Source organism: Pseudomonas sp. LAMO17WK12:I1 (assembly GCF_900177315.1).
In the GTDB taxonomy this organism is placed as follows: Bacteria; Pseudomonadota; Gammaproteobacteria; order Pseudomonadales; family Pseudomonadaceae; genus Aquipseudomonas; species Aquipseudomonas marginalis.
The window spans coordinates 240907-263757 of record NZ_FWZV01000005.1 but is presented as its reverse complement, the minus strand read 5'-3'; the positions used below and the strand labels follow the sequence as shown (position 1 = coordinate 263757).

Annotated in this window: 19 protein-coding genes; 8 read left to right on the top strand and 11 right to left on the bottom strand. The window is 62.4% G+C overall.

The features are described from left to right. Position 1 precedes the first annotated feature (1 nt). The gene (locus tag B9N88_RS11470; RefSeq protein WP_027604747.1) at positions 2-484 is read left to right on the top strand and encodes a GNAT family N-acetyltransferase; all 483 of its coding nucleotides are present in this window, start codon (positions 2-4) and stop codon (positions 482-484) included. Positions 485-592: 108 nt separating this feature from the next. Further along, entirely contained in the window at positions 593-1336 is a 744-nt protein-coding gene (locus B9N88_RS11465) for a YkgJ family cysteine cluster protein (protein ID WP_027604748.1), read from the top strand. Positions 1337-1353: 17 nt separating this feature from the next. Here the strand turns inward: B9N88_RS11465 and B9N88_RS11460 are convergent, their stop codons facing one another. Both B9N88_RS11460 and B9N88_RS11455 read right to left on the bottom strand, forming a co-directional pair. Beyond that, positions 1354-2136 carry a transporter substrate-binding domain-containing protein gene (locus tag B9N88_RS11460; RefSeq protein ID WP_027604749.1) on the bottom strand — a complete coding sequence of 261 codons (783 nt, stop codon included), beginning with the start codon at positions 2134-2136 and terminating at the stop codon, positions 1354-1356. 166 nt (positions 2137-2302) lie between these two features. Continuing rightward, the gene (locus B9N88_RS11455) at positions 2303-2536 is read right to left on the bottom strand and encodes a hypothetical protein (protein WP_027604750.1); all 234 of its coding nucleotides are present in this window, start codon (positions 2534-2536) and stop codon (positions 2303-2305) included. A 213-nt stretch (positions 2537-2749) separates the two neighbouring features. Here B9N88_RS11455 and B9N88_RS11450 point away from each other — a divergent pair, with 213 nt between their 5' ends. From B9N88_RS11450 to B9N88_RS11425, 6 genes are all read left to right on the top strand, one after another. Then, positions 2750-3916, top strand: a complete 1167-nt coding sequence (locus tag B9N88_RS11450; protein ID WP_027604751.1) for an efflux RND transporter periplasmic adaptor subunit — start codon at positions 2750-2752, stop codon at positions 3914-3916. Next, a complete protein-coding gene (locus tag B9N88_RS11445; RefSeq protein WP_027604752.1) occupies positions 3913-7008 on the top strand; it encodes a multidrug efflux RND transporter permease subunit in 3096 nt (1031 codons plus the stop codon). Before B9N88_RS11450 ends, B9N88_RS11445 begins: the two co-directional genes overlap by 4 nt. 31 nt (positions 7009-7039) lie before the next feature. Then, on the top strand, positions 7040-7717 hold the full coding sequence (locus B9N88_RS11440) for a heavy metal response regulator transcription factor (RefSeq protein WP_027604753.1): 678 nt from the start codon (positions 7040-7042) through the stop codon (positions 7715-7717). Beyond that, positions 7707-9071, top strand: a complete 1365-nt coding sequence (locus B9N88_RS11435) for a heavy metal sensor histidine kinase (protein WP_027604754.1) — start codon at positions 7707-7709, stop codon at positions 9069-9071. The genes B9N88_RS11440 and B9N88_RS11435 overlap by 11 nt, the downstream gene beginning before the upstream one ends. A gap of 288 nt (positions 9072-9359) precedes the next feature. Further along, positions 9360-10688: an OprD family porin gene (locus B9N88_RS11430; protein ID WP_027604755.1), complete on the top strand. Its 1329-nt coding sequence runs from the start codon at positions 9360-9362 to the stop codon at positions 10686-10688. An 86-nt stretch (positions 10689-10774) separates the two neighbouring features. Continuing rightward, positions 10775-12268 (top strand): sensor domain-containing diguanylate cyclase, encoded by a 1494-nt coding sequence (locus B9N88_RS11425; RefSeq protein ID WP_027604756.1) that lies wholly within the window; start codon positions 10775-10777, stop codon positions 12266-12268. A 106-nt stretch (positions 12269-12374) separates the two neighbouring features. On the opposite strand, the gene lpxC is transcribed toward B9N88_RS11425, so the two are convergent. The 9 genes from lpxC to murD all read right to left on the bottom strand — a co-directional run bounded on the left by lpxC (position 12375) and on the right by murD (position 22851). After that, positions 12375-13286 carry a UDP-3-O-acyl-N-acetylglucosamine deacetylase gene (lpxC, locus tag B9N88_RS11420; protein ID WP_003171886.1) on the bottom strand — a complete coding sequence of 304 codons (912 nt, stop codon included), beginning with the start codon at positions 13284-13286 and terminating at the stop codon, positions 12375-12377. Between the two features lie 112 nt (positions 13287-13398). After that, positions 13399-14604 carry a cell division protein FtsZ gene (gene ftsZ / locus B9N88_RS11415; protein ID WP_017526184.1) on the bottom strand — a complete coding sequence of 402 codons (1206 nt, stop codon included), beginning with the start codon at positions 14602-14604 and terminating at the stop codon, positions 13399-13401. A 74-nt stretch (positions 14605-14678) separates the two neighbouring features. Then, positions 14679-15941, bottom strand: coding sequence for a cell division protein FtsA (ftsA, locus tag B9N88_RS11410; RefSeq protein WP_027604757.1), 1263 nt, complete (start codon positions 15939-15941; stop codon positions 14679-14681). A 15-nt stretch (positions 15942-15956) separates the two neighbouring features. Next, the gene (locus B9N88_RS11405; RefSeq protein ID WP_027604758.1) at positions 15957-16826 is read right to left on the bottom strand and encodes a cell division protein FtsQ/DivIB; all 870 of its coding nucleotides are present in this window, start codon (positions 16824-16826) and stop codon (positions 15957-15959) included. Between the two features lie 4 nt (positions 16827-16830). Next, positions 16831-17787 carry a D-alanine--D-alanine ligase gene (locus tag B9N88_RS11400; RefSeq protein ID WP_027604759.1) on the bottom strand — a complete coding sequence of 319 codons (957 nt, stop codon included), beginning with the start codon at positions 17785-17787 and terminating at the stop codon, positions 16831-16833. Next, positions 17784-19232, bottom strand: a complete 1449-nt coding sequence (gene murC, locus B9N88_RS11395) for a UDP-N-acetylmuramate--L-alanine ligase (protein WP_027604760.1) — start codon at positions 19230-19232, stop codon at positions 17784-17786. Before murC ends, B9N88_RS11400 begins: the two co-directional genes overlap by 4 nt. Next, the gene (gene murG / locus B9N88_RS11390) at positions 19225-20295 is read right to left on the bottom strand and encodes an undecaprenyldiphospho-muramoylpentapeptide beta-N-acetylglucosaminyltransferase (RefSeq protein ID WP_027604761.1); all 1071 of its coding nucleotides are present in this window, start codon (positions 20293-20295) and stop codon (positions 19225-19227) included. The genes murC and murG overlap by 8 nt, the downstream gene beginning before the upstream one ends. Continuing rightward, a complete protein-coding gene (gene ftsW, locus B9N88_RS11385; protein WP_027604762.1) occupies positions 20285-21508 on the bottom strand; it encodes a putative lipid II flippase FtsW in 1224 nt (407 codons plus the stop codon). Before ftsW ends, murG begins: the two co-directional genes overlap by 11 nt. Continuing rightward, on the bottom strand, positions 21505-22851 hold the full coding sequence (murD, locus tag B9N88_RS11380; protein WP_027604763.1) for a UDP-N-acetylmuramoyl-L-alanine--D-glutamate ligase: 1347 nt from the start codon (positions 22849-22851) through the stop codon (positions 21505-21507). The genes ftsW and murD overlap by 4 nt, the downstream gene beginning before the upstream one ends.

Here is a 22851-nt window from a genome sequence, read left to right as displayed (position 1 = left end):
GGTGGCGGAGCATTTCCAACTGCTGCGCCGCGACCTCACCGGCAGCCTGCCTGCACCGCAATGGCCGGCCCATACGCAGTTGGATCATTACCGCGACGAGCTGGCCCCGGCGATCCATGCGGTGCTGCGCATGACCCAGGAGCAAGGGGGTGGCCGCGTTCCCCATCTGCACGCCTGGCAGCATCTGTTCGTCAGCGACGCCGAATTCGACCCCACGCTGTGCCTGGTGGCCAGCAATGGCGATGGCATTCTCGGCGTGGCGCAGTGCTGGACCAGCGCGTTTATCAAGAACCTGTCCGTGCATCCTTGCGCTCAAGGCCAAGGCCTGGGTCGCGCGTTGCTGCTGCACTGCTTCCAGGTGTTCAAGCAGCGCGGCGAACCCTATGTCGACCTCAAGGTGCTGGAGAGCAACCGGCGCGCCCGACAACTGTACGAAAGCGCGGGCATGGTCTTTGTGTTGCGGGATGTGGTCGCCGACGACTGACAGGCCCTGGCGCATAACTTGCTTCCAGAGCAGCACAACGGTGGATAGAGGTAAAAACCCGTCACTGTTCCTGCGTGCCCTCTGACCTAGCCTGGTGACAGATCCGCCATGAACACCCATTTTTCCTGCGTCGGTTGCGGCAAATGCTGCAGCGATCATCACGTCCCCCTGACCCTGCAGGAAGCCCGCCAATGGGCGGCTGACGGCGGTAACGTCATCGTTCTGGTGGAGGGTTTCCTGAGCAATGGCCTGGGCCTGCCTCAACTGCAGCGCGAACATGCCGAGCGCCGTTCGGTGGTGGTGCCCAGCGGCAACACCGAGGCGTTTGTGGCAATCACCTTTGCCGCCTACAACGCCGGGCGCTGCCGGAATCTTGACGCAGACAACCGATGCCGCATCTACGAGCGCCGCCCGTTGGTGTGCCGCATCTACCCGATGGAGATCAACCCCCATATCCCGCTCAACCCCGCCGCCAAGGATTGCCCGCCGGAATCCTGGGAACAGGGCCCGGCGTTGATCGTCGGGGGTGAATTGATGGACCCGGAGCTGGTGGAACTGATCCAACGCTCGCGCCAGGCCGACCGAGACGATGTGCAGACCAAGGAGGCGGTGTGCGCCTTGCTGGGCATCCGCACCACGGCCCTCAAGGGTGATGGGTTTACCGCGTACCTGCCGGACATGGGCGCGTTTGCCCAGGCGATTGAGCTGGCGGTGGACCGGCCGGCCGTGGCCAATGAGTGGGTGTTTCATGTATCGGGGATGGATATCGCCGAACAGTTGCTGGATGCCGGCGCGCAGATTGCCACCGAGGTGCCGGCCAACTATGCGTTTATCTCGCTGCGGGCGGCGTAGACCTTGAAGGCCGCCGATCAGTGCTCTGCAGGAACGGCGTCAAGGCGGTAGGGCTGGATGATCCGCTGGTACTCGCCGCTCTGCTTCAGTTGTTCAAGGGCGCAGTTGAGTTCGTTGCGCAATGCGGTGTCAGGTTTGCGCACCGCGATGGCCACACCATCGCCCAAAAGCTCGGACGAAATGGCAGGGCCGACGAAGTCGAAATCGTGGCCGTCTTCGGTGTCGAGCAAGGCTTCACGAATTTCTACCGTGCCTTGCAGGGTCGCATCAATCTCGCCGGTTTTAAGGCTGCTGACCAATTCATTGTTGAGCCAGAAACTCTTGACGATGACGCCATTCGGCGCCCACATCGAGCGGGCAAACGCCTCACGGCTACTTCCCAGCAACACGCCGATACGCTTGCCCTTGAGCGACTTTACCCGCGGCTGCAAGTTGGACATGCGGCGCGCCACCAGGCGCGTGGTGAAGGGGTAGAGGTTATCGGTGAAGCCCACCCAGCGTTGTCGTTGCGACGTCGGCGCCATCCCCATGATCGCGTCGAATTTCCTGGCTTCAAGGGAGATGAAATCTTCGGCAAGCACCTGGTCGACCCAGATGCAGCGTGCATTCAACTGCACGCACAGGGCGTTGCCCAACTCGATATTCAAGCCGACCAACTGCCCTTGCGGGTCGCGGCTCTGGAACGGGGGGAACTGTGCAGCAACGGCGAAACGGATTTCACGCAGCGGTGGATCATCGGCCGCAGAGGCATCCGCCGCAAGCAACAGGGCAAACACTACACAGATGTGTATCAGAGCCAAGGGAGACGTCCTTTTCCGGAAAGACCAGCATCGCCCTGCTTCCCCCTGAAATCACAGGGGCAGAGCAAAGGCTGTGCAAGCTTTCAAGAAACGGTCGTAGGCCTACAATCAGAAATTTCAGCAGAGGCTGTAGGCAATAATCGACACGATGTGCGACTTGTTAATCTCAGCGTTTACCCATCGAACGACGAGTACCCGGCGGTGCCATGCCTGGCGACTTGGTATGGCCGTTCTTGGCGCCGTTTTTGTACCACGGTTGGGCCGCATTCCTGGCCCCAGCCAACTCACCCGGCTTGAACGGAAACTTGAACGCCGGGATCTCGGCTTTTTCAACGCCTTCGGCGCTGGCCGGATCGACGATGTCGGTCGCTTCAACAGGGGGTTGTGTCGGGGAAGTCATGAAAGCTCCGGGGCGTGCAAAAAATGATGCGGGGCCGGCTTGCGGGCCACACTGGCGCGCAGTATACCTGCGAGCTTCAGATCTTTAACCACCACCGGTACGAATGGTCGGAGTTTGCTGACAGCGCTGTCAGTTAGCCGTCACCGTGCTGACCGGGTTGAAGGGCTATAAAGACCGCTCACTCTCCCCATCCTTTGCCCCGGCGCCTCACCCATGCACATTCAACGAAAAACTGCCCTGATCGTGGGTGTCCTCGTGGTCGTGGCGGTTGCAGCCTGGGCGCTGACCCGCCCAGCCAAGGCCAGACTGGCAGCACCCACCGCGATCCCGGTGCGGGTGGTGAGCGTAGCGCAGCAGGACATTCCACGCTTTGTCAGCGGCATCGGTACGGTGTTGTCCCTGCACAGTGTGGTCATTCGCCCGCAGGTCGACGGCATTCTCACCCAATTGCCGGTCAAGGAAGGCCAGTGGGTCAAGGCCGGTGACCTACTGGCCAGAATCGATGATCGCTCGATCCGCGCCAGTCTCGACCAGGCCAGGGCGCAACTGGGCGAAAGCCAGGCGCAGTTGCAGGTGGCGCTGGTCAACCTCAAGCGCTACAAGGAATTGAGCGTCGACGACGGCGTATCCAAGCAGACCTACGACCAGCAACAAGCCCTGGTCAACCAGCTCAAGGCCACCGTCCAAGGTAACCAGGCCGCCATCGATGCAGCCCAGGTCCAGCTGTCCTACACCCAGATTCGCTCACCGGTCAGTGGCCGCGTCGGTATTCGCAATGTGGATGAAGGCAACTTCCTGCGCACCAGCGATACCCAGGGCCTGTTCTCCGTGACCCAGATCGACCCGATTGCCGTTGAGTTCTCTTTGCCGCAACAGATGCTGCCGACCCTGCAAGGCCTGATCGCCGCGCCTGCCAAGGCCAGCGTCGACGCCTACCTGGGTGCCGACACCGACGGCCAGACCGGTGACCTGCTCGGCGAAGGCCACTTGAGCCTGATCGACAACCAGATCAGCTCCACCACCGGCACCCTGCGCGCCAAGGCCGAGTTCAACAACGCCTCGCAACGCCTGTGGCCGGGGCAACTGGTGACCATCAAGATCCAGACCGCCCTCGACAAAAATGCCTTGGTGGTGCCGCCGACCGTGGTGCAACGCGGCCTGGATTCGCACTTCGTGTACCGGGTCAACGGTGACAAGGTCGACGTGGTGCCGGTGCAAGTCACCTATCAAAACAGCGATATCAACATCATCAAGGGCGTGCAGGCCGGTGATCTATTGGTCAGTGATGGCCAGTCGCGGCTCAAGGCCGGTGCCCAGGTGGAGGTGCTCAAGGAACCCCCGCAGGTGATCCAGACCGTCGATGCCAAGGTGCAGCCATGAACGGCAGCCGTTCGCCCTCGGCCTGGTGCGTCGACCACCCGGTCGCCACCCTGTTGTTGACCTTCGCCCTGGTGCTGCTCGGGATCATTGCCTTTCCGCGCCTGGCCATCGCGCCACTGCCGGAGGCGGAATTTCCGACGATCCAGGTCACCGCACAATTGCCTGGCGCCAGCCCGGACACCATGGCCTCCTCGGTGGCGACGCCGCTGGAAGTGCAGTTCAGCGCCATCCCCGGCATGACCCAGATGACCTCCAGCAGTGCCTTGGGCTCAAGCCTGTTGACCCTGCAATTCACCCTCGACAAGAGCATCGACACCGCCGCGCAGGAAGTGCAGGCAGCGATCAACACCGCATCCGGCAAGCTGCCCAGCGACATGCCGAGCCTGCCCACCTGGAAGAAGGTCAACCCGGCGGACAGCCCGGTACTGATCCTCAGTGTCAGCTCCGACAGCATGCCCAGCACCGAGTTGAGCGACTATGTGGAAACCCTGCTGGCGCGGCAGATCAGCCAGATCGACGGCGTCGGCCAGATCAACATTACCGGCCAGCAGCGCCCGGCGATCCGCGTGCAGGCGTCCCCCGACAAACTCGCGGCCATCGGCCTGACCCTGGCCGATATCCGCCTGGCCATCCAGCAATCGAGCCTCAACCTGGCCAAGGGTGCGATCTACGGCGAGAACAGCGTGTCGACCCTGTCGACCAACGACCAGCTGTTTCACCCGGAGGACTACGCCCGACTGATCGTGTCCTACAAGGATGGCGCCCCCGTTCAACTGCGCGATATCGCCAAAGTCATCAACGGTTCGGAAAACGCCTACGTGCAGGCCTGGTCCGGCGACACTCCGGGGGTCAACCTGGTGATCTCGCGCCAGCCCGGCGCCAACATTGTCGAGACGGTGGACCGCATCCAGGCCGAACTGCCGCGCCTGCAAGGCATGCTGCCGGCTTCGGTGCAGGTCAGCGTATTGACCGACCGCACCAAGACCATCCGCGCGTCCCTGCATGAAGTGGAAGTCACCCTGCTGATCGCCATCCTGCTGGTGGTGGCGGTGATGGCGCTGTTCCTGCGCCAGTTGTCGGCGACGCTGATTGTGTCCAGCGTGCTCGGCGTGTCGCTGGTCGCCAGTTTTGCGTTGATGTACCTGATGGGCTTCAGCCTGAACAACCTCACACTGGTGGCGATCGTGATCGCCGTGGGCTTTGTGGTCGACGATGCCATCGTGGTAGTGGAGAACATTCACCGCCACCTCGAAGCGGGGCTCGACAAGCGCGAAGCGGCGATCAAGGGCGCCGGCGAGATTGGCTTTACCGTGGTGTCCATCAGCTTCTCGCTGGTGGCGGCGTTTATTCCGCTGCTGTTCATGGGCGGTGTGGTCGGACGGTTGTTCAAGGAGTTCGCGCTGACGGCCACTTCGACCATCCTGATTTCGGTGGTGGTCTCCTTGACCCTGGCACCGACATTGGCCGCGCTGTTCATGCGCGCCCCGACCCATCCGGCCCATGACAAACCCGGCTTCAGCGAACGCCTGCTGGCCGGCTACGCGCGCAACCTGCGTCGCGCGCTGGCCCATCAGCGCAGCATGGCCGCGCTATTCGTGGTGACCCTGGCCCTGGCCGTGGCCGGCTACGTGTTTATCCCCAAGGGCTTCTTTCCGGTACAGGACACCGGTTTTGTGCTCGGCACCAGTGAGGCGGCGGCGGATGTGTCGTACCCGGACATGGTCGCCAAGCACAAGGCCCTGGCCGAGATCGTCAAGGATGACCCGGCGGTGCAGGCTTTTTCCCATTCGGTGGGGGTGACCGGCAGCAACCAGACCATCGCCAACGGGCGCTTCTGGATCGCCTTGAAAGACCGCGGTGATCGCGACGTGTCCGCCAGCCAGTTCATCGACCGCATCCGGCCCAAGCTCGCGAAAGTGCCGGGCATCGTGCTGTACCTGCGCGCGGGCCAGGACATCAACCTCAGCTCCGGCCCCAGCCGTGCCCAGTACCAGTACGTGCTCAAGAGCAACGACGGCCCGACACTCAACACCTGGACCCAGCGCCTGACCGAAAAACTGCGCGCCAACCCGGCGTTTCGCGACCTGTCCAACGACCTGCAACTGGGCGGCAGCATCACCCATATCAGCATTGATCGCCAGGCCGCCGCGCGCTTTGGCCTGACCGCCACCGATGTCGACCAGGCGCTCTACGACGCCTTCGGCCAGCGCCAGATCAACGAGTTCCAGACCGAGATCAACCAGTACCAGGTGGTGCTGGAGCTGGACAGCCAACAGCGCGGCAAGGCCGAAAGCCTGAACTACTTCTACCTGCGATCAAAGCTGACCAATGAGATGGTGCCGTTGTCGGCAGTGGCCAAGGTCGACCCACCGACCGTGGGGCCTCTGTCCATCAGCCATGACGGCATGTTCCCCGCCGCCAACCTGTCGTTCAACCTGGCACCCGGTGTGGCGCTGGGTGACGCGGTGATCATGCTCAACCAGGCCAAGAATGAAATCGGCATGCCGACCACCATCATCGGCAACTTCCAGGGCGCGGCCCAGGCGTTCCAGAGTTCGCTGGCCAGCCAGCCGTGGCTGATCCTCGCGGCGCTGGTGGCGGTCTACATCATTCTGGGTGTGTTGTATGAGAGCTTCGTGCACCCGCTGACGATTATCTCCACCTTGCCCTCGGCGGGGCTGGGCGCGCTGATCATGCTGTCGCTGATGGGCCAGGACTTTTCGATCATGGCGCTGATCGGCCTGGTGTTGCTGATCGGCATCGTGAAGAAGAACGGCATCCTGATGATCGACTTTGCCCTGGACGCCCAGCGGGTGCGCGGGCTACCGCCGGAGGAGGCGATCTATGAAGCCTGCATCACGCGGTTCCGGCCGATCATCATGACCACCCTCGCCGCCCTGCTGGGCGCGGTACCGCTGATGCTCGGCGCCGGCCCTGGCGCGGAAATGCGCCAGCCCCTGGGCATCGCGGTGGTCGGCGGCTTGCTGGTGAGCCAGGCGCTGACGCTGTTCACCACACCGGTCATATACTTGTACCTTGAGAAATTTTTCCACCGGCCCAAACCAGCGGCTGAGCTGGCAACCACACATTGAGGCCAAGGCACCGTCCTGGAGCAAAAGGCTCATGCGCGTACTGATTGTTGAAGATGAAGAAAAAACCGCCGATTACCTGCACCGCGGCCTGACGGAGCAAGGCTACGCCGTCGATGTGGCGCGCGAGGGTGTCGAGGGCCTGCACCTGGCGCTGGAGAACGATTACGCGGTGATCGTGCTCGACGTGATGCTGCCCGGCCTCGATGGCTTTGGCGTGCTGCGTGCATTACGCGCGCGCAAGCAGACGCCGGTGATCATGCTCACCGCCCGCGAGCGCGTGGAAGACCGTATCCGCGGCCTACGCGAAGGCGCCGACGATTACCTCGGCAAACCGTTTTCCTTCCTCGAACTGGTGGCGCGCCTGCAAGCCCTGACCCGCCGCAGCGGCGGCCATGAACCGGTGCAGGTCACGGTCGCCGACCTGTGGATCGACCTGATCAGCCGCAAGGCCAGCCGCAATGGCGTGCGCCTGGACCTGACCGCCAAGGAGTTCTCGCTGCTCAGCGTATTGGCGCGGCGCCAGGGCGAAATCCTCTCCAAGACCTCGATTGCGGAAATGGTCTGGGACATCAATTTCGACAGCGACGCCAACGTGGTCGAGGTGGCCATCAAGCGCCTGCGCGCCAAGCTTGACGGGCCGTTCGAACACAAGCTGCTGCACACCATTCGCGGCATGGGTTATGTGCTGGAGAATCGCAGTGTCGGCTAACTCCATTGCCCTGCGCCTCAGCAGCATGTTCACCCTGGTGGCGGCGCTGATATTCCTGTTGATCGGCGGCGCGCTGTATCAGCAGGTGGACCGCAGCCTGGGCTTGCTGCCAGGGGCGGAGCTGGACGCGCGCTACAGCGTGTTGGAATCCTCTGTGAACCGCTTCGGCACGCCGGACCATTGGGTGAAGATTCAAGCCAAGCTCAAATTACTCGGCGAGGAAGACAAGCGCATCCGCTTCTGGGTCGTCAGCAGCGATCCGACCTACGAGTATGGCAACCCCGATGCGCAGATCCGCGCCTTCGCCGAGGGCCCGACCGGCAAGCGGGATCTGCGCCTGCCGGGGCGCGAGTACCCGTTCAAGGTGCTGGTGAGCCAGTTCCCGGCCAAGGACCAACGCCCGCCGCTGCGCTTCATGATTGCCATCGACACCGAAAACTTCCGCGCCACCCAGCACCACCTGCTGGTGGCGCTGGTCAGCCTGGCGCTGGTCGGCGTGGTGCTGGCCGCGCTGCTGGGGTTCTGGGTGTCGCGCATTGGCCTCAAGCCGCTGGGCAAACTCTCGGATGAAGCACAGAAACTGGCGCCACCGAAGCTCTCCGGGCGCCTGCAACTGTCGCCGCTGCCGCCGGAGCTGAGTCAGTTCGTCAACTCGTTCAACGCCACTCTGGACCGCGTGGAACAGGCCTACTCGCGCCTGGAGTCGTTCAACGCCGACGTCGCCCACGAACTGCGCTCGCCGCTGACCAACCTGATCGGCCAGACCCAGGTTGCCCTGACACGCGGGCGCTCGGCCGAGCACTACTTCGAGGTGCTGCAATCCAATCTCGAGGAATTGGAACGCCTGCGTTCGATCATCAACGACATGCTGTTCCTCGCCAGCGCCGACCAGGGCAGCAAGGCCACCAAGCTGAGCGAAAGCTCCCTGGCCGATGAAGTGGCGACCACTCTCGACTACCTGGACTTCATCCTTGAAGACGCCCAGGTTCAGGTACGCGTGCATGGCGACGCCCGGGTGCAGATCGAAAAAGCCCACCTGCGCCGCGCCCTGATCAACCTGCTGAGCAATGCGGTGCAGCACACCGCGCCGGGGCAGGTGATCGATGTGAACATCGACGTGCTGGAGCATCAGGTGGCAATCGGCGTGACCAACCCTGGTGACGTGATTGCCAGCGAACACCTGCCCCGGCTGTTCGAACGCTTCTATCGGGTGGACGCGTCGCGCAGCAACAGCGGGGCGAATCACGGCTTGGGGCTGGCCATCGTCAAGGCGATTGCCTTGATGCACGGCGGTGATGTGTTCGTGCGCAGCGATGTCAGCGGCAATACCTTTGGCATTACCCTGCCGGTCTAGACATCTCCCCCATGGCCCTCAGCATCACTGTTGCTGTTTTGGCAACAGTCATTATCTTGTTACACTCTGTATCGCAGCGCTCGCCTGCGTTAATTTGACGCATCGATGAGCGCGACGGCAAAGGCAGCTGACCCGCTTACCCGAATTTCCCTCGACTTATTTCCAGGGCTCTACACTGGGAATCTGTCTTAAAGCCGCTGACTTCAGCGGCTTTTTTTTGCGGTAAAAAAAGGCCAGGCACACCCCCACGACACTGGCCGTTTTCGATTGACCAAAGGAGCTCCACCGGTGAAGAACTCGCTGACGTTCACCCCGTTATTCCTCGCGATTGCAGCAACGATCGTTCCCCTTGCCCACGCGGCAGACACCACCCCCGCCGACGGATTCGTCGAAGGCTCGCACCTCGACATCAACACCCGCAACTACTACATGAACCGCGACCGTCGCGACCTCCACACCGATGACAGCAAGGAATGGGGCCAAGGTTTTATTGGCACCTTCGAATCCGGCTACACCCAGGGCACCGTCGGCTTCGGCCTGGACGCCCACGCCATGCTTGGCCTCAAGCTCGACGGCGGTGGCGGCACCGACGGTTCCAGCATCCTTCCCTACGGCAGTGCTGACGGCAGCGGCAAAGCGCCCGGTGCGTTCTCCACCGCAGGGGGCACCTTGAAGATGCGCGCCTTCGACACCGAGCTGAAGGCCGGTGACCTGTTCCTCAACAACCCGGTGATCGCCGGCGGCATGACGCGCATGCTGCCGCAGACTTTCCGTGGCGTGAGCCTGAGCAACCACAGTTTCGACGGCTGGATGCTCGAAGGCGGCCAGGCCAGCTTCACCAAGCTCTACAACCAGAGTGGTCACCGACGCATCGGCACCAGCTATGGCGCATTGCCCAGCAACGCTGACAGCCAGCACATGAATTGGGCGGGCGTGTCGTTCAGCGGCATCCCGGGAGTGACCAGCAACCTGTACGCTTCCGAACTCAAGGACGTGTGGCACCAGTACTACTACGACCTGGACTACACCTACGCGCTGAACGACCTGGTCAGCCTCAACCCGGGCCTGCACTACTACCACACCCAGGACACCGGCCAGTCGCTGCTCGGGGATATCGACAACAACACCTACAGCCTGCACTTCACCGTCGGCGTGGGCCACCACAGCGTCACCGCCGCCTACCAGCGGGTCAACGGCAACACGCCGTTCGACTACATCAGCCAGGGCGACAGCGTGTACCTGGACAACTCCCAGCAATACTCGGACTTCAACGGCCCCAATGAGCGCTCATGGAAGCTCAAGTACGCCTACGACTTCGCGGGCCTCGGCATGCCTGGCCTGACCTCGGCGGTGTCCTACATCAGCGGCAAGACCGACCTGACCAAAGTCGACCCGCAAAGCCGTGGCTACAGTGCCTGGTACAGCGCCGATGGCAAGGACGCCAGACACTGGGAACGGGATATCGATGTGAAGTATGTGGTGCAGGGCGGCAAGGCCAAGGATCTGGCGATGCGCCTGCAATGGGCAACCAATCGTGGCAGTCATGGCTACTCGGCGGTGGACCGGGATGTGGATGAGTACCGAGTGATCGTCGACTACCCGATCAACGTGTTCTAACGCGCAGATCTTTCTTTTTAACCGAGTATTTAATTTTCATCGGGTAGAACTAAACTGCCAGCATCCACATCGCTGAAGTCTGCCCGATGAGTCAACGCCGTGTCCGTACCCTGGCCGCACGCCCAGAACTGTTAATGGTTCTGGGCAGCGGTATCACTGTTGTCTTGATCGTGGTCATCGTCGCCGCGTTGCTGATCCGCGAACACGCCAGCACCCTGCAGGCCGCTACGCGCTCAACCACCAATATCGCCCAGTTGATCAACGCCGACGTGCTACGGAACGTCGAGCTCTACGACCTGGCACTCAAAGGGTTGATTGCCGCCAAACAACGCGAAGACCTGTCCCAGGTTACGGCGAATATCCAGCACCTGGTGCAGTTTGACTTGTCCACTGCCGCACCTTTCAAGGGTGAAGTGCTGTTGTTGGACGCCGACGGCGCGGTGATCGCGGACTCTTCCACCCTGCAGCCCACCCCGCGCAACTTTGCCAGCCGCGATTACTTCCAGGTGCATGCCAAAGACGCCCAGGCCGGTTTGTTCATCAGCCGACCGTTCAAGATCCACTGCGATTGCGACCAGGTCTGGCGCATGGCGTTCAGTCGGCGCGTATCAGGCCCCAATGGTGAATTTGCCGGCGTTGCCGTCGCAACCATGCGCCTGGCGTACTTCGATCAGCTTTTCAGTACGCTCACCATCGGCAACGGCAGCAGCGTCAACCTGCTGAGCAACCGAGGCATTTTGCTCGCCCAGCAACCGCTGCTGGAGCGCGACATGATCGACAAGGACCTGAGCGAACGTCCCAACTTCAAGCGCATGCTGCGCGAAGGCAGTGGCAGCTTCCAGGCCATCTCTGCCATCAGCGGCAAGGAGCGCCTGTACACCTTCACCAATGTCGGAGACCTGCCGCTGATTGTGGTGGTGGCCCTGTCCAGTGAAGATGTATTCGCCCCCTGGAAGCGCGCCGCACTGCTGACCAGTGGCGCCACGGGCATCCTGTGTATCGGCTTGTTATGGCTGACCTGGATGCTGCGCCGGGAACTGCGCCGCCGTTATCGCGCAGAGCGCGTCCTGTCAGAACTGGCAGCCACCGACGCCCTGACCGGCCTGGCCAACCGCCGCATCCTCGACGAACGCCTGCGCCTTGAATGGGACCGGGCGCAACGTTCGCTCGAACCACTGACTGTGCTGATGATCGACGTGGACCACTTCAAGGCCTTCAACGACCGCCACGGCCATCATGGTGGCGATGCAGCACTGCGCACGGTGGCCCAGGTTATCAGCGCCAATATCCGCCGCCCTGCCGACCTCGCAGCGCGTTACGGCGGCGAGGAGTTCGCGGTGGTGCTGCCCAATACGGACGCCAAGGGCGCGTGGGTCATCGCCGAGCATATCCGCAGCAGCATCGAACATTTGCCGCGGGTGGCGGGGGATGAGCAGCCGATCACGGCGAGCATCGGCATGAGCACCCGGGACAAGCGCAGCCGGATGTCCCTGGAGGGCTTGCTGCTCAGTGCGGACCGGGCGTTGTATGAGGCCAAGCACACGGGGCGCAATCGGATTGTGGATGCCAGTGAGGGGTGATGATCGCCACCACGCTGCGCATGGGAACGAGGGAGGCGCGTCACAGGCACATAAAAAAAGGCCACCCGAAGGCAGCCTTTAAAAACTAAAGAAAGAGAGTTGTTACTTACACCGCCGCAACGGGACGCATGTAAGAGATCGGTGCGGTGCTGGCATCTTCGAAGGTCACGACTTCCCAAGCGTCTGTCTGCTCAATCAACTTGCGCAGCAGCTGGTTGTTAAGGGCGTGGCCCGACTTGAAGCCTTTGAACTCGCCTATCAGGCTATTGCCCAGCAGGTAGAGGTCACCGATTGCATCGAGGATCTTGTGCTTCACGAATTCGTCTTCATAGCGAAGGCCGTCTTCGTTCAGTACACCATCCGCGTCGACCACAATGGCGTTTTCAACGCTGCCGCCGAGTGCGAGGTTGTGCTTGCGCAGGTACTCGATGTCACTCATGAAACCAAAGGTACGGGCGCGGCTGACTTCTTTTACGAACGAAGTGCTGGAAAAATCCACGCTTGCACTCTGGGTGCGGTCACGGAATACCGGGTGATCGAAATCGATCTCAAAGCTCACTTTAAAGCCTTCGAACGGGACGAAGGTGGCGCGCTTGTCGCCGTCTTCTACTGTCACTTCCCGCAGAATGCGTATGAACTTCTTGGCTGCGTCCTGTTCTTCCAGGCCGGCAGATTGAATCAAGAATACGAAGGGTCCAGCGCTGCCATCCATGATCGGGACTTCGGACGCGGAGAGCTCGACGTAGGCGTTATCGATGCCCAAACCGGCCATGGCCGAGAGCAAGTGCTCCACCGTGTCCACTTTGACGTCACCGTTGACCAACGTGGTCGACATCGTGGTTTCGCCAACATTTTCCGCGCGAGCAGGAATCTGCACCACAGGGTCCAGGTCGGCACGCACAAACACGATGCCGGTGTCGACAGGTGCAGGCTTGAGGGTCAGGTATACCTTCTCCCCGGAGTGCAGACCTACACCTGTGGCACGAATAATATTCTTCAGGGTGCGTTGTTTAATCATGGCTTGGACCGCTTCAGCGCAAATTGCGAACTGGTATCAACAAAGGCTGGCGATAATAGCAGACCAGACCTTTGCTGAACACCAATCACCTTCATAGCCCTGATACATTCCATTAATCGGCCTGACGACGCAGGAATGCCGGGATGTCCAGGTAGTCCAGATCATCTTGCGGATTCGGGCTACGGGACGCCGCAGCACCGGCCTGAGCCTGGTTGCGCATCACGGTCGGACGATCCAGGTCACGGTAGTTCACCGACGGCAGTTCCTGGCGCGAAGGCGCTGGAGCGGCAGCCGCTTGGCTCGCGTGGCTGGCCTGGCTGTTATGCAGGGTGTTGTCGATGACCTTCACAGGCTTCTCGATTTTCGCGCCCAGGCCGGTGGCAACCACGGTCACGTGCAGCTCGTCGCGCATGTCCGGATCGATAACGGTACCGACCTTGACCATGGCGTGCTCGGAAGCGAAGGCTTCGATGATGCTACCCACATCGGAGTACTCACCCAGGGACAGGTCAGGACCGGCGGTGATATTCACCAGGATGCCGCGTGCGCCTTGCAGGTTCACGTCTTCCAGCAACGGGTTGCGGATGGCCGCTTCGGTGGCTTCGCGTGCACGGTTCGGACCGCTGGCGCAGCCAGTGCCCATCATCGCCATGCCCATTTCGCTCATGACAGTACGGACGTCGGCAAAGTCGACGTTGATCATGCCCGGGCGCTTGATGATGTCGGAGATACCGCGAACGGCACCGGCCAGTACATCGTCAGCCTTGGCGAATGCGGACAGCAGGCTCGCGTCCTTGCCCAGGATGGTCAGCAGCTTCTCGTTGGGAATGGTGATCAACGAGTCGACGCTTTCAGACAGCAGACGGATACCTTCGTCGGCGATCTGCATGCGCTTGCGGCCTTCGAACGGGAACGGACGGGTCACGACCGCAACCGTCAGAATCCCCATTTCCTTGGCCACTTCGGCAATGATCGGCGCTGCACCGGTACCGGTACCGCCGCCCATGCCCGTGGTGATGAACACCATGTTGGTGCCCTGCAGCACTTCGGCAATACGCTCGCGATCTTCCAGGGCGGCTTGACGGCCGACTTCCGGATTGGCGCCGGCGCCGAGGCCCTTGGTCACGGCTGTGCCCAATTGCAGGATGGTCCGCGCGCCGATGCTTTTCAGCGCCTGGGCGTCAGTGTTGGCGCAGATGAATTCAACGCCTTCAATGTTGCTCTTGACCATATGGTTGACAGCGTTGCCGCCGCCACCGCCGACACCGATCACTTTGATGACCGGGCTGGCGGGGATGTTGTCTACGAGTTCGAACATGTTCCCTCTCCTTTCGTTTTCTCTAGTTTTTTCGCCTACTGCTTGTTTCGGTGCTGCGGTGTTGCGGTAAATCTTTAGAAATTGCCCTTGACCCACGCCTGCAGCCGCTCGAACAACGGCGCCTTGGCCTCGTCGTCGCTGCGGTAGCTGTCACGGTTGCTCGGGCCCGACAGGGAAATGCCGTCGGTCTGCTTTTGCAGCCCGTACAACAGCAAGCCCACACCGGTGGAATAAATCGGGTTGCGCACCACGTCGCCCAGGCCTTTGACGCCATGGGGAACACCCAGGCGGACCGGCATGTGGAAGATTTCCTCGGCCAGTTCGACCGCGCCTTCCATCTTCGAGGTGCCACCGGTCAGCACAATGCCGGCCGGGATCAAATCTTCGTAGCCGCTGCGGCGCAGTTCAGCCTGGATCAGGGTGAACAGCTCGTCGTAGCGCGGCTCGACCACTTCGGCCAGGGCCTGGCGCGACAACTCACGCGGTGGACGGTCGCCCACGCTTGGCACCTTGATGGTTTCACCGGCACCGGCCAGCTTGGCCAGGGCGCAGGCGTAGCGGATCTTGATTTCTTCGGCGTACTGGGTCGGTGTACGCAGCGCCATGGCGATGTCGTTGGTCACCTGGTCGCCGGCAATCGGGATCACGGCGGTGTGACGGATCGCACCCTCGGTGAAGATCGCGATGTCGGTGGTGCCGCCGCCGATGTCTACCAGGCATACGCCCAGTTCTTTTTCGTCGTCGGTCAGTACCGAATACGCGGAGGCAAGCTGCTCGAGAATGATGTCGTCGATTTCCAGGCCGCAGCGGCGCACGCATTTTTCAATGTTCTGCGCGGCGTTGACGGCACAGGTCACCACGTGGACCTTGGCTTCCAGACGTACGCCCGACATGCCCAGGGGCTCGCGGACGCCTTCCTGGTTATCGATCACGTAGTCCTGCGGCAGGGTGTGCAGCACGCGCTGGTCAGCCGGGATCGCCACGGCCTGGGCGGCGTCGAGGACGCGCTCAAGGTCGGCGGCGCTGACTTCACGGTCGCGAATCGCCACGATGCCGTGGGAGTTCAGGCTGCGGATATGGTTGCCCGCCACGCCGACGAACGCCGAGTGAATCCGGCAACCGGCCATCAGCTGCGCTTCTTCGATGGCGCGCTGGATCGATTGCACAGTGGACTCGATGTTGACCACCACGCCCTTCTTCAGGCCACGGGACGGATGCGTGCCAATACCGACGATTTCGATCGTGCCGTCTTCCCCGACCTCGCCCACCAGCGCCACCACCTTGGAGGTGCCGATATCGAGACCGACGATCATTTTGCCGCTTTGCACGTTTGCCATGGGTCCTGCCTCTTCTTAATTCTTCGCGACAGCGGGTTGCGCTGCCGTGGGCGCAGCCGGTTCACGCCAGCCGACGGCAAGGCCGTTGGCGTAACGCAGGTCGACGCTCGCAATGTTCGTAATCTGTTCTTTCAAGGTCTTGTCATAGATGGCGATGAAACGGCGCATCTTTTCCACCAGGCGGTCGCGTCCCAGCAACAACTGGATGCCCGGGCCGGAACTGCCTGCCCCGGTCGTCAAAAACCAGCTGCCCCGTTCACGCAGTTCCAGGCGTGCAATGGAGAAGCCCATTGGCCGCAGCATCTGGCTCAGGGCCTGGTACTGCTGCATCACTTGCTGCTGCGCCCGCTGCGGCCCGAACAGCTGCGGCAGGTGCTCGTAGTTGGCCAGCTCACGCGGAGTGAACGCCTGGCCCTGGTTGTTCAACAGCGCCTCATCGCCCCAACGGGCCACGGGAAGTTGCTCTTCCAGGCGGATCGTCACCTGGTCCGGCCAGACGCGGCGGACTTCGGCGTGGGCGATCCACGGCATCTGCTCCAGCTCCCGACGCATACCGGCCAGGTCAATGGTGAAGAAGCTCGCGGCCAGGAACGGGCCGATACGCTGCTGCACCGCTTGCTGGCTGATGTAGCTCAGGTCGCCCTGCACGCTGATCTTGGTGATCGGCCGGTCGGCGTACGGCAATAGACGCTGCGCGCCCTCGTAAGTGCCGAAGCCCAACACCACCAGCATCACCGGCCAGAACAGCGCCTTGAGGAAACCAAAGTTGGCTTTCGGCAGGCGCGCCGACATCGGCTCTTTAGCCACCATTCGACTGGCACCCCGTGGCACCGGCTTGCGGCTCGGTGCTTGTGGGGGCTGATGACGAAGCGATGCGCCTTTCATGTCCTTAGCCTCTTGGCTCGATGCTGGCGGCCAGAATCGCCAGCACTAACTGCTGGAAATCCAGGCCGGCTGCGCGAGCGGCCATCGGTACCAGGCTGTGGTCGGTCATGCCCGGTGCGGTGTTGACTTCCAGGAACCAGAAATTCCCTTGGTCATCCTGCATCACGTCTGCCCGTGCCCAACCGGCAATACCCAACGCCTCACAGGCTTTCGCCGTGAGGTCCATCAATTCCTGTTCTTTGGTTGCGTCAAGGCCGCACGGGATCCGGTACTGGGTATCGGAGGCCAGGTACTTGGCGTCGTAGTCGTAAAAGGTGTGGGGCGTGCCCAATGCGATGGGCGGCAATACCTGGCCACGCAGGGTGGCGATGGTGTACTCGGGACCCTGGATCCACTGTTCCACCAACACTTGCGAATCGTAGGTACTTGCCGCTTTCCATGCGTCGATCAATTCGGCGGCCGAGTTCACTTTAGCCATGCCGATACTGGAGCCTTCATGGGCAGGTTTGACGATCAAAGGCAGGCCCAGTTCCTTGGCTGCAGAAATACAATCGTCTTCGCTGCACAGAACACTGTGACGCGGGGTCGGAATACCCAGGCTGTGCCACACCTGCTTGGTGCGCAACTTGTCCATGGCCAGTGCCGAAGCGAGGATGCCGCTGCCGGTGTAAGGGATACCGGCACACTCCAACAGGCCCTGCATGCTGCCGTCTTCACCGCCACGGCCGTGCAGGATGATGAAGGCACGGTCGATCTTCTCGGCCTGCAGGCGGGCGAGGAAGTCATCGCCCACGTCGATCCCGAACGCATTCACGCCGGCACTTTGCAGCGCATCGAGCACGGCGTTGCCGGACTTGAGCGACACTTCGCGCTCGGCGCTCTTGCCGCCGAACAGCACGGCCACGCGGCCGAAGTCGGCTGGCGCGATTGTCGAAAACAGGGAGCCGTAGTCAGCAGTCATTTCGACGCCCCCTTCTTGGCGGCCGCAAACAGCGGGCTCGCCAGCAACTTAGGCGCAAGGCCACCGATATCACCGGCACCCTGGCACAGCAGGATGTCGCCGGCGCGCAGCAGCGGCTTGACGATCGGCGCCAGGTCCACACCGCGCTCGATGTAGATCGGGTCCAACTGGCCGCGCTGGCGGATACTGTTGCACAGCTTGCGGCTGTCGGCGCCGGGGATCGGTTCTTCACCGGCCGGGTAGACTTCCATCAGCAGCAGCACGTTGGCATCGGCCAATACATTGACGAAATCGTCGTACAAATCGCGGGTGCGGCTGTAGCGGTGCGGCTGGTAGACCATCACCAGGCGACGCTCCGGCCAGCCACCGCGCACGGCCTTGATCACCGCGGCAACTTCGGTCGGGTGGTGGCCATAGTCATCCACCAGCATCACGTCACCGCCTTCCACCGGCAGTTGGCCGTAGACCTGGAAGCGTCGGCCGACACCGGCAAAGCGCGACAGGCCCTCGACGATGGCTTCATCGCTGACGCCCTCGTCGGAGGCGATGCAGATGGTCGCCAGGGAATTCAATACGTTGTGGTTGCCCGGCATGTTCACCGACACATCCAGCGGCTCGCGGTCGGGACGCAGCACGGTGAAGTAGGTCTGCATGCCTTCCTGGCGCACATTGATCGCGCGCACGTCGGCGTCTTCGCTGAAGCCGTAGGTCACGGTCGGACGCTTGACCTGGGGCAGGATTTCACGCACCACCGGGTCGTCCAGACAAAGCACGGCCAGACCGTAGAACGGCAGGTTGTGCAGGAACTCGACGAAGGTTTTCTTCAACTTGTTGAAGTCACCGTCGTAGGTGGCCATGTGATCTTCGTCGATGTTGGTGACCACAGCGACCAGCGGTTGCAGGTGCAGGAAACTGGCGTCGCTTTCATCGGCTTCGGCGATCAGGTAGCGGCTGGTACCGAGCTGGGCATTGGTACCGGCCGCATTCAGGCGGCCACCGATGACGAAGGTCGGGTCCAGGCCACCGGCGGCGAACACCGAGGCAATCAGGCTGGTGGTGGTGGTCTTGCCATGGGTACCGGCGACGGCGATGCCGTGGCGATAGCGCATCAGTTCGGCGAGCATCTCGGCGCGTGGCACCACGGGAATGCGGCGCTCAAGAGCAGTGGCCACTTCCGGGTTGGAGGTGTTCACGGCGCTGGACACCACCAGCACGTCAGCCTCGGCAGCGTTCTCGGCGCGGTGACCGATAAAGATCTGCGCGCCAAAGGACTTCAGGCGCTCGGTGACCGGCGACTCTTTCAAATCCGAGCCGGACACCTGGTAGCCCAGGTTCAGCAACACTTCGGCGATGCCGCACATGCCCACGCCGCCGATACCGACGAAGTGGATGCGACGGATGCGGCGCATTTCCGGTTGTGGCATGGCTTTCTGATTCTCAACCATGGGCCACCTCCAGGCAGATATCGACCACGGTGCGGGTTGCGTCAGGTTTGGCCAGGCGGCTTGCGGTGCTCGCCATGTTGTTGAGTCGTTCCGGTTGCATCAAAACCTCGGTCAGGCGTGCGGCCAAATCGGCGGCGCCAGTCGTTCTTTGCGGCAGCAGGAAGGCAGCGCCCTCCCCGGCCAAATATTCGGCGTTGCGGGTCTGGTGATCGTCGATGGCGTGGGGCAAGGGCACCAGCAAGGACGGCAGACCGGCAGCAGCCAGTTCACTGACGGTCAGCGCACCCGCGCGACAGACCACCAGGTCGGCCCAGCCATAGGCATGGGCCATGTCTTTGATAAAGGGCTGCACATTGGCCGCCACACCGGCTTCGCGATAACGCGTGGCGGTGACTTCATCGTGGTTCTTGCCGGCCTGGTGGAAGATCTCCGGGCGCAATTCCACGGGGAGTTGCGCCACGGCTTCCGGCAGCAATTTATTCAGCGGCTCGGCACCCAGGCTTCCGCCCAGGATCAGCAGGTGCGCCTTGCGCCCCGCCAGTGCTTCGCGGGCGATATCCATAAACAGCTCGGTGCGCACCGGGTTGCCGGTGGTACGGCGCTTATCCGACACACTGAAGGTGTTGGGGAACGCCTCGCACACCCGCGCAGCCAGCGGCACCAGCAAACGGTTGGCGGTACCGGCCACGGCGTTCTGCTCGTGCACGATCACCGGCACGCCGGCAAGTCTGGCGGCGACGCCACCGGGGCCGGTCACATAACCACCGAAGCCGAGCACACACACCGGCTGCAATTCACGGATGACCTTACGCGCCTGCCACACCGCCTTGAGCAACACGAACGGTGCCTTGAGCAGGGACAACGTGCCCTTGCCGCGCAGGCCCGTGACGTTGATAAGGTGCAACGGCAAGCCCGCATTCGGCACCAACTCGTTTTCGATGCCGCGCGGTGTACCCAGCCAGTGCACGGTGTAGCCACGGTTCTGGAATTCCCGCGCGCACGCCAGGGCCGGGAACACATGGCCCCCGGTGCCGCCGGCCATGATCAGCACGTTAGCGCCCATGGGTCGGCTCCTCGGCGAAGTCGCTTTCGCTGAACTCCATCTCTTCGCTGCCCAGGTGGGTTCGACTCTCCCACTCGATGCGCAGCAACAAGCCAAGACAGGCGCAGCAGATCACCAACGAACTGCCGCCATAGCTGAGGAACGGCAAGGTCAGGCCCTTGGTTGGCAGCAGGCCGACGTTCACCCCGATGTTGATCAGGAACTGGCCGATCCACAGGAACGACAAGCCGTAGGCCACATAGGCGGCGAAATACTGTTTGGCCTTCTCGGCCCACAGGCCGATGTACATGCCGCGGACACACACGAACACGAACAGGGCGACGGTGCACAGCGAGCCGACCACGCCGAGTTCTTCGGCGAGTACGGAGAACACGAAGTCGGTGTGCGCTTCCGGCAGGTAGAACTGCTTCTGCACGCTGTTGCCCAGGCCCACGCCCAGCCATTCGCCGCGACCGAAGGCGATCAAGGCCTGGGTCAATTGGTAGCCGGAACCGAACTGGTCGGACCAGGGGTCGGTAAAGGTGATCAGACGCGCCATCCGGTACGGTTGTGCCTGTACCAGGATGGTCACCGCCGCCACCGCCAGCACCACCATCAAGCTGAAGCGGAACAAGCCCACGCCGCCGAGGAACAGCATCGCCGCCGCCGCGCCCATCATCACCACGGTGGCGCCGAAGTCAGGCTCCATCAGCAACAGGCCGGCCATGGGCAGCAGCACGATGAATGGCTTGAAGAAGCCCATCCAGCTTTCGCGCACTTCCTTCTGGCGACGCACCAGGTAACCGGCCAGGTAGATCACCACGAACACCTTGGCGATTTCCGACGGCTGCACGTTGAACGCACCGAAGCCGATCCAGCGCATCGAGCCGTTCACCTCGCGGCCGATGCCGGGCAGGATCACCATGACCAGCAAGCCGAACGCGCCGATCAGCATCAGCCAGCCCAGGCGCTGCCAGGTGGCGATGGGGATCATCATGGTGACGATGCACGCGCCCAGGCCGATGATCAGGTACACCAGGTGACGGATCATCATGTACAGGGTGTTGCCCGATTGCACGGCGGCCACTTCGGAAGAAGCCGAGGTGATCATCACCAGGCCCAGGCCCAGCAGCGCGAGGCAACCGGCGAGCATCGGAAAATCAAGGTCGATGCCACGCCCGGTAATGATCGGCGACGGGTACGGCTTGATGATGTTTCTGAAGTCAATGCTCATGCCAAGCCCTCCACGGTGCGGGCGAACAACTGGCCGCGCTCTTCGTAGTTCTTGAACATGTCGAAACTGGCGCACGCCGGCGACAGCAGTACCGCATCGCCTGGTTGGGCCAGGGCTTGGCACTGGGCAATAGCGTCGTCCAGGGAGGTGGCACGCACCTGTGGCACGGCATCGCCAAGCGCGGCGGCGATCAAATCGGCGTCGCGGCCCATCAACACCACGGCGCGGCAATGGGCAGCCACCGGTGCCTTGAGGTCCTTGAAATCGGCACCCTTGCCGTCGCCACCGGCGATCAGCACCAGTTTGCCTTCGATATCGGCGCCCAGGCCTTCGATGGCAGCCAATGCGGCCCCCACGTTGGTGGCCTTGGAGTCGTTGTAGTAACTGACACCATCAAGGTCGCGGACCCACTGGCAGCGATGTTCAAGGCCGCCGAAGGTGCGCAGGCTCGACAGCATGGCGTCGAACGGCAAGCCCACGGCGTGCCCCAAGGCCAACGCGGCCAAGGCGTTGGATTGGTTATGGGCGCCACGGATTTTCAGCTCGCGCACCGGCATCAGGTTCTGGAATTCGAAGGCCAGGTACTTCTCGCCGTTCTCTTCACGAATGCCGAAGGCCTTGAAGTCGGGTTTGCCCAGGCCGAAGGTCCAGCACGGCATGCCCTCGCCCATCAGCGGACGGCTCAGCGCATCCTGGCGATTGACCACAAATTGCTTGGCGCCGCGGAAGATCCGGTGCTTGGCCAGGTGGTACGCCGGCAGGCCGCTGTAGCGGTCCATGTGGTCTTCGCTGACGTTCAACACGGTGGCCACTTCAGCGCCCAGGTCGTGGGTGGTTTCCAGCTGGAAGCTCGACAGTTCCATCACGTACAGCTCGACGTCGTCGCTGAGCAGGTCCAGCGCCGGCGTGCCGAGGTTGCCGCCCACGGCCACGCGCTTGCCGGCCGCCATCGCCATCTCGCCGACCAGGGTGGTCACGGTGCTTTTCGCGTTGGAACCGCTGATGGCCACGATCGGCGCCTTCGCATTGCGTGCAAACAGGTCGATGTCGCCGGACAGCTTCACGCCACGGGCCGCTGCGGCTTGCAGGGCCGGTGTCGCCAGGGCCAGGCCGGGGCTCACGTAGAGCTCATCGGCGCGGCACAGAAACTCGACATCCAGCTCGCCACAACGCACTTCCACGTGCGGGTAGTCACGGCGCAGCGTGACCAGCTCCGGTGGATTTTCCCGCGTATCGGCCACGGCAAACGACGTGCCCCGGTTCGCCAGGAAGCGAACCAGGGACATGCCGCTCTTGCCGAGGCCGACAACGATGCGGAAGTGGTCTGAAGCGATCAGGGACAC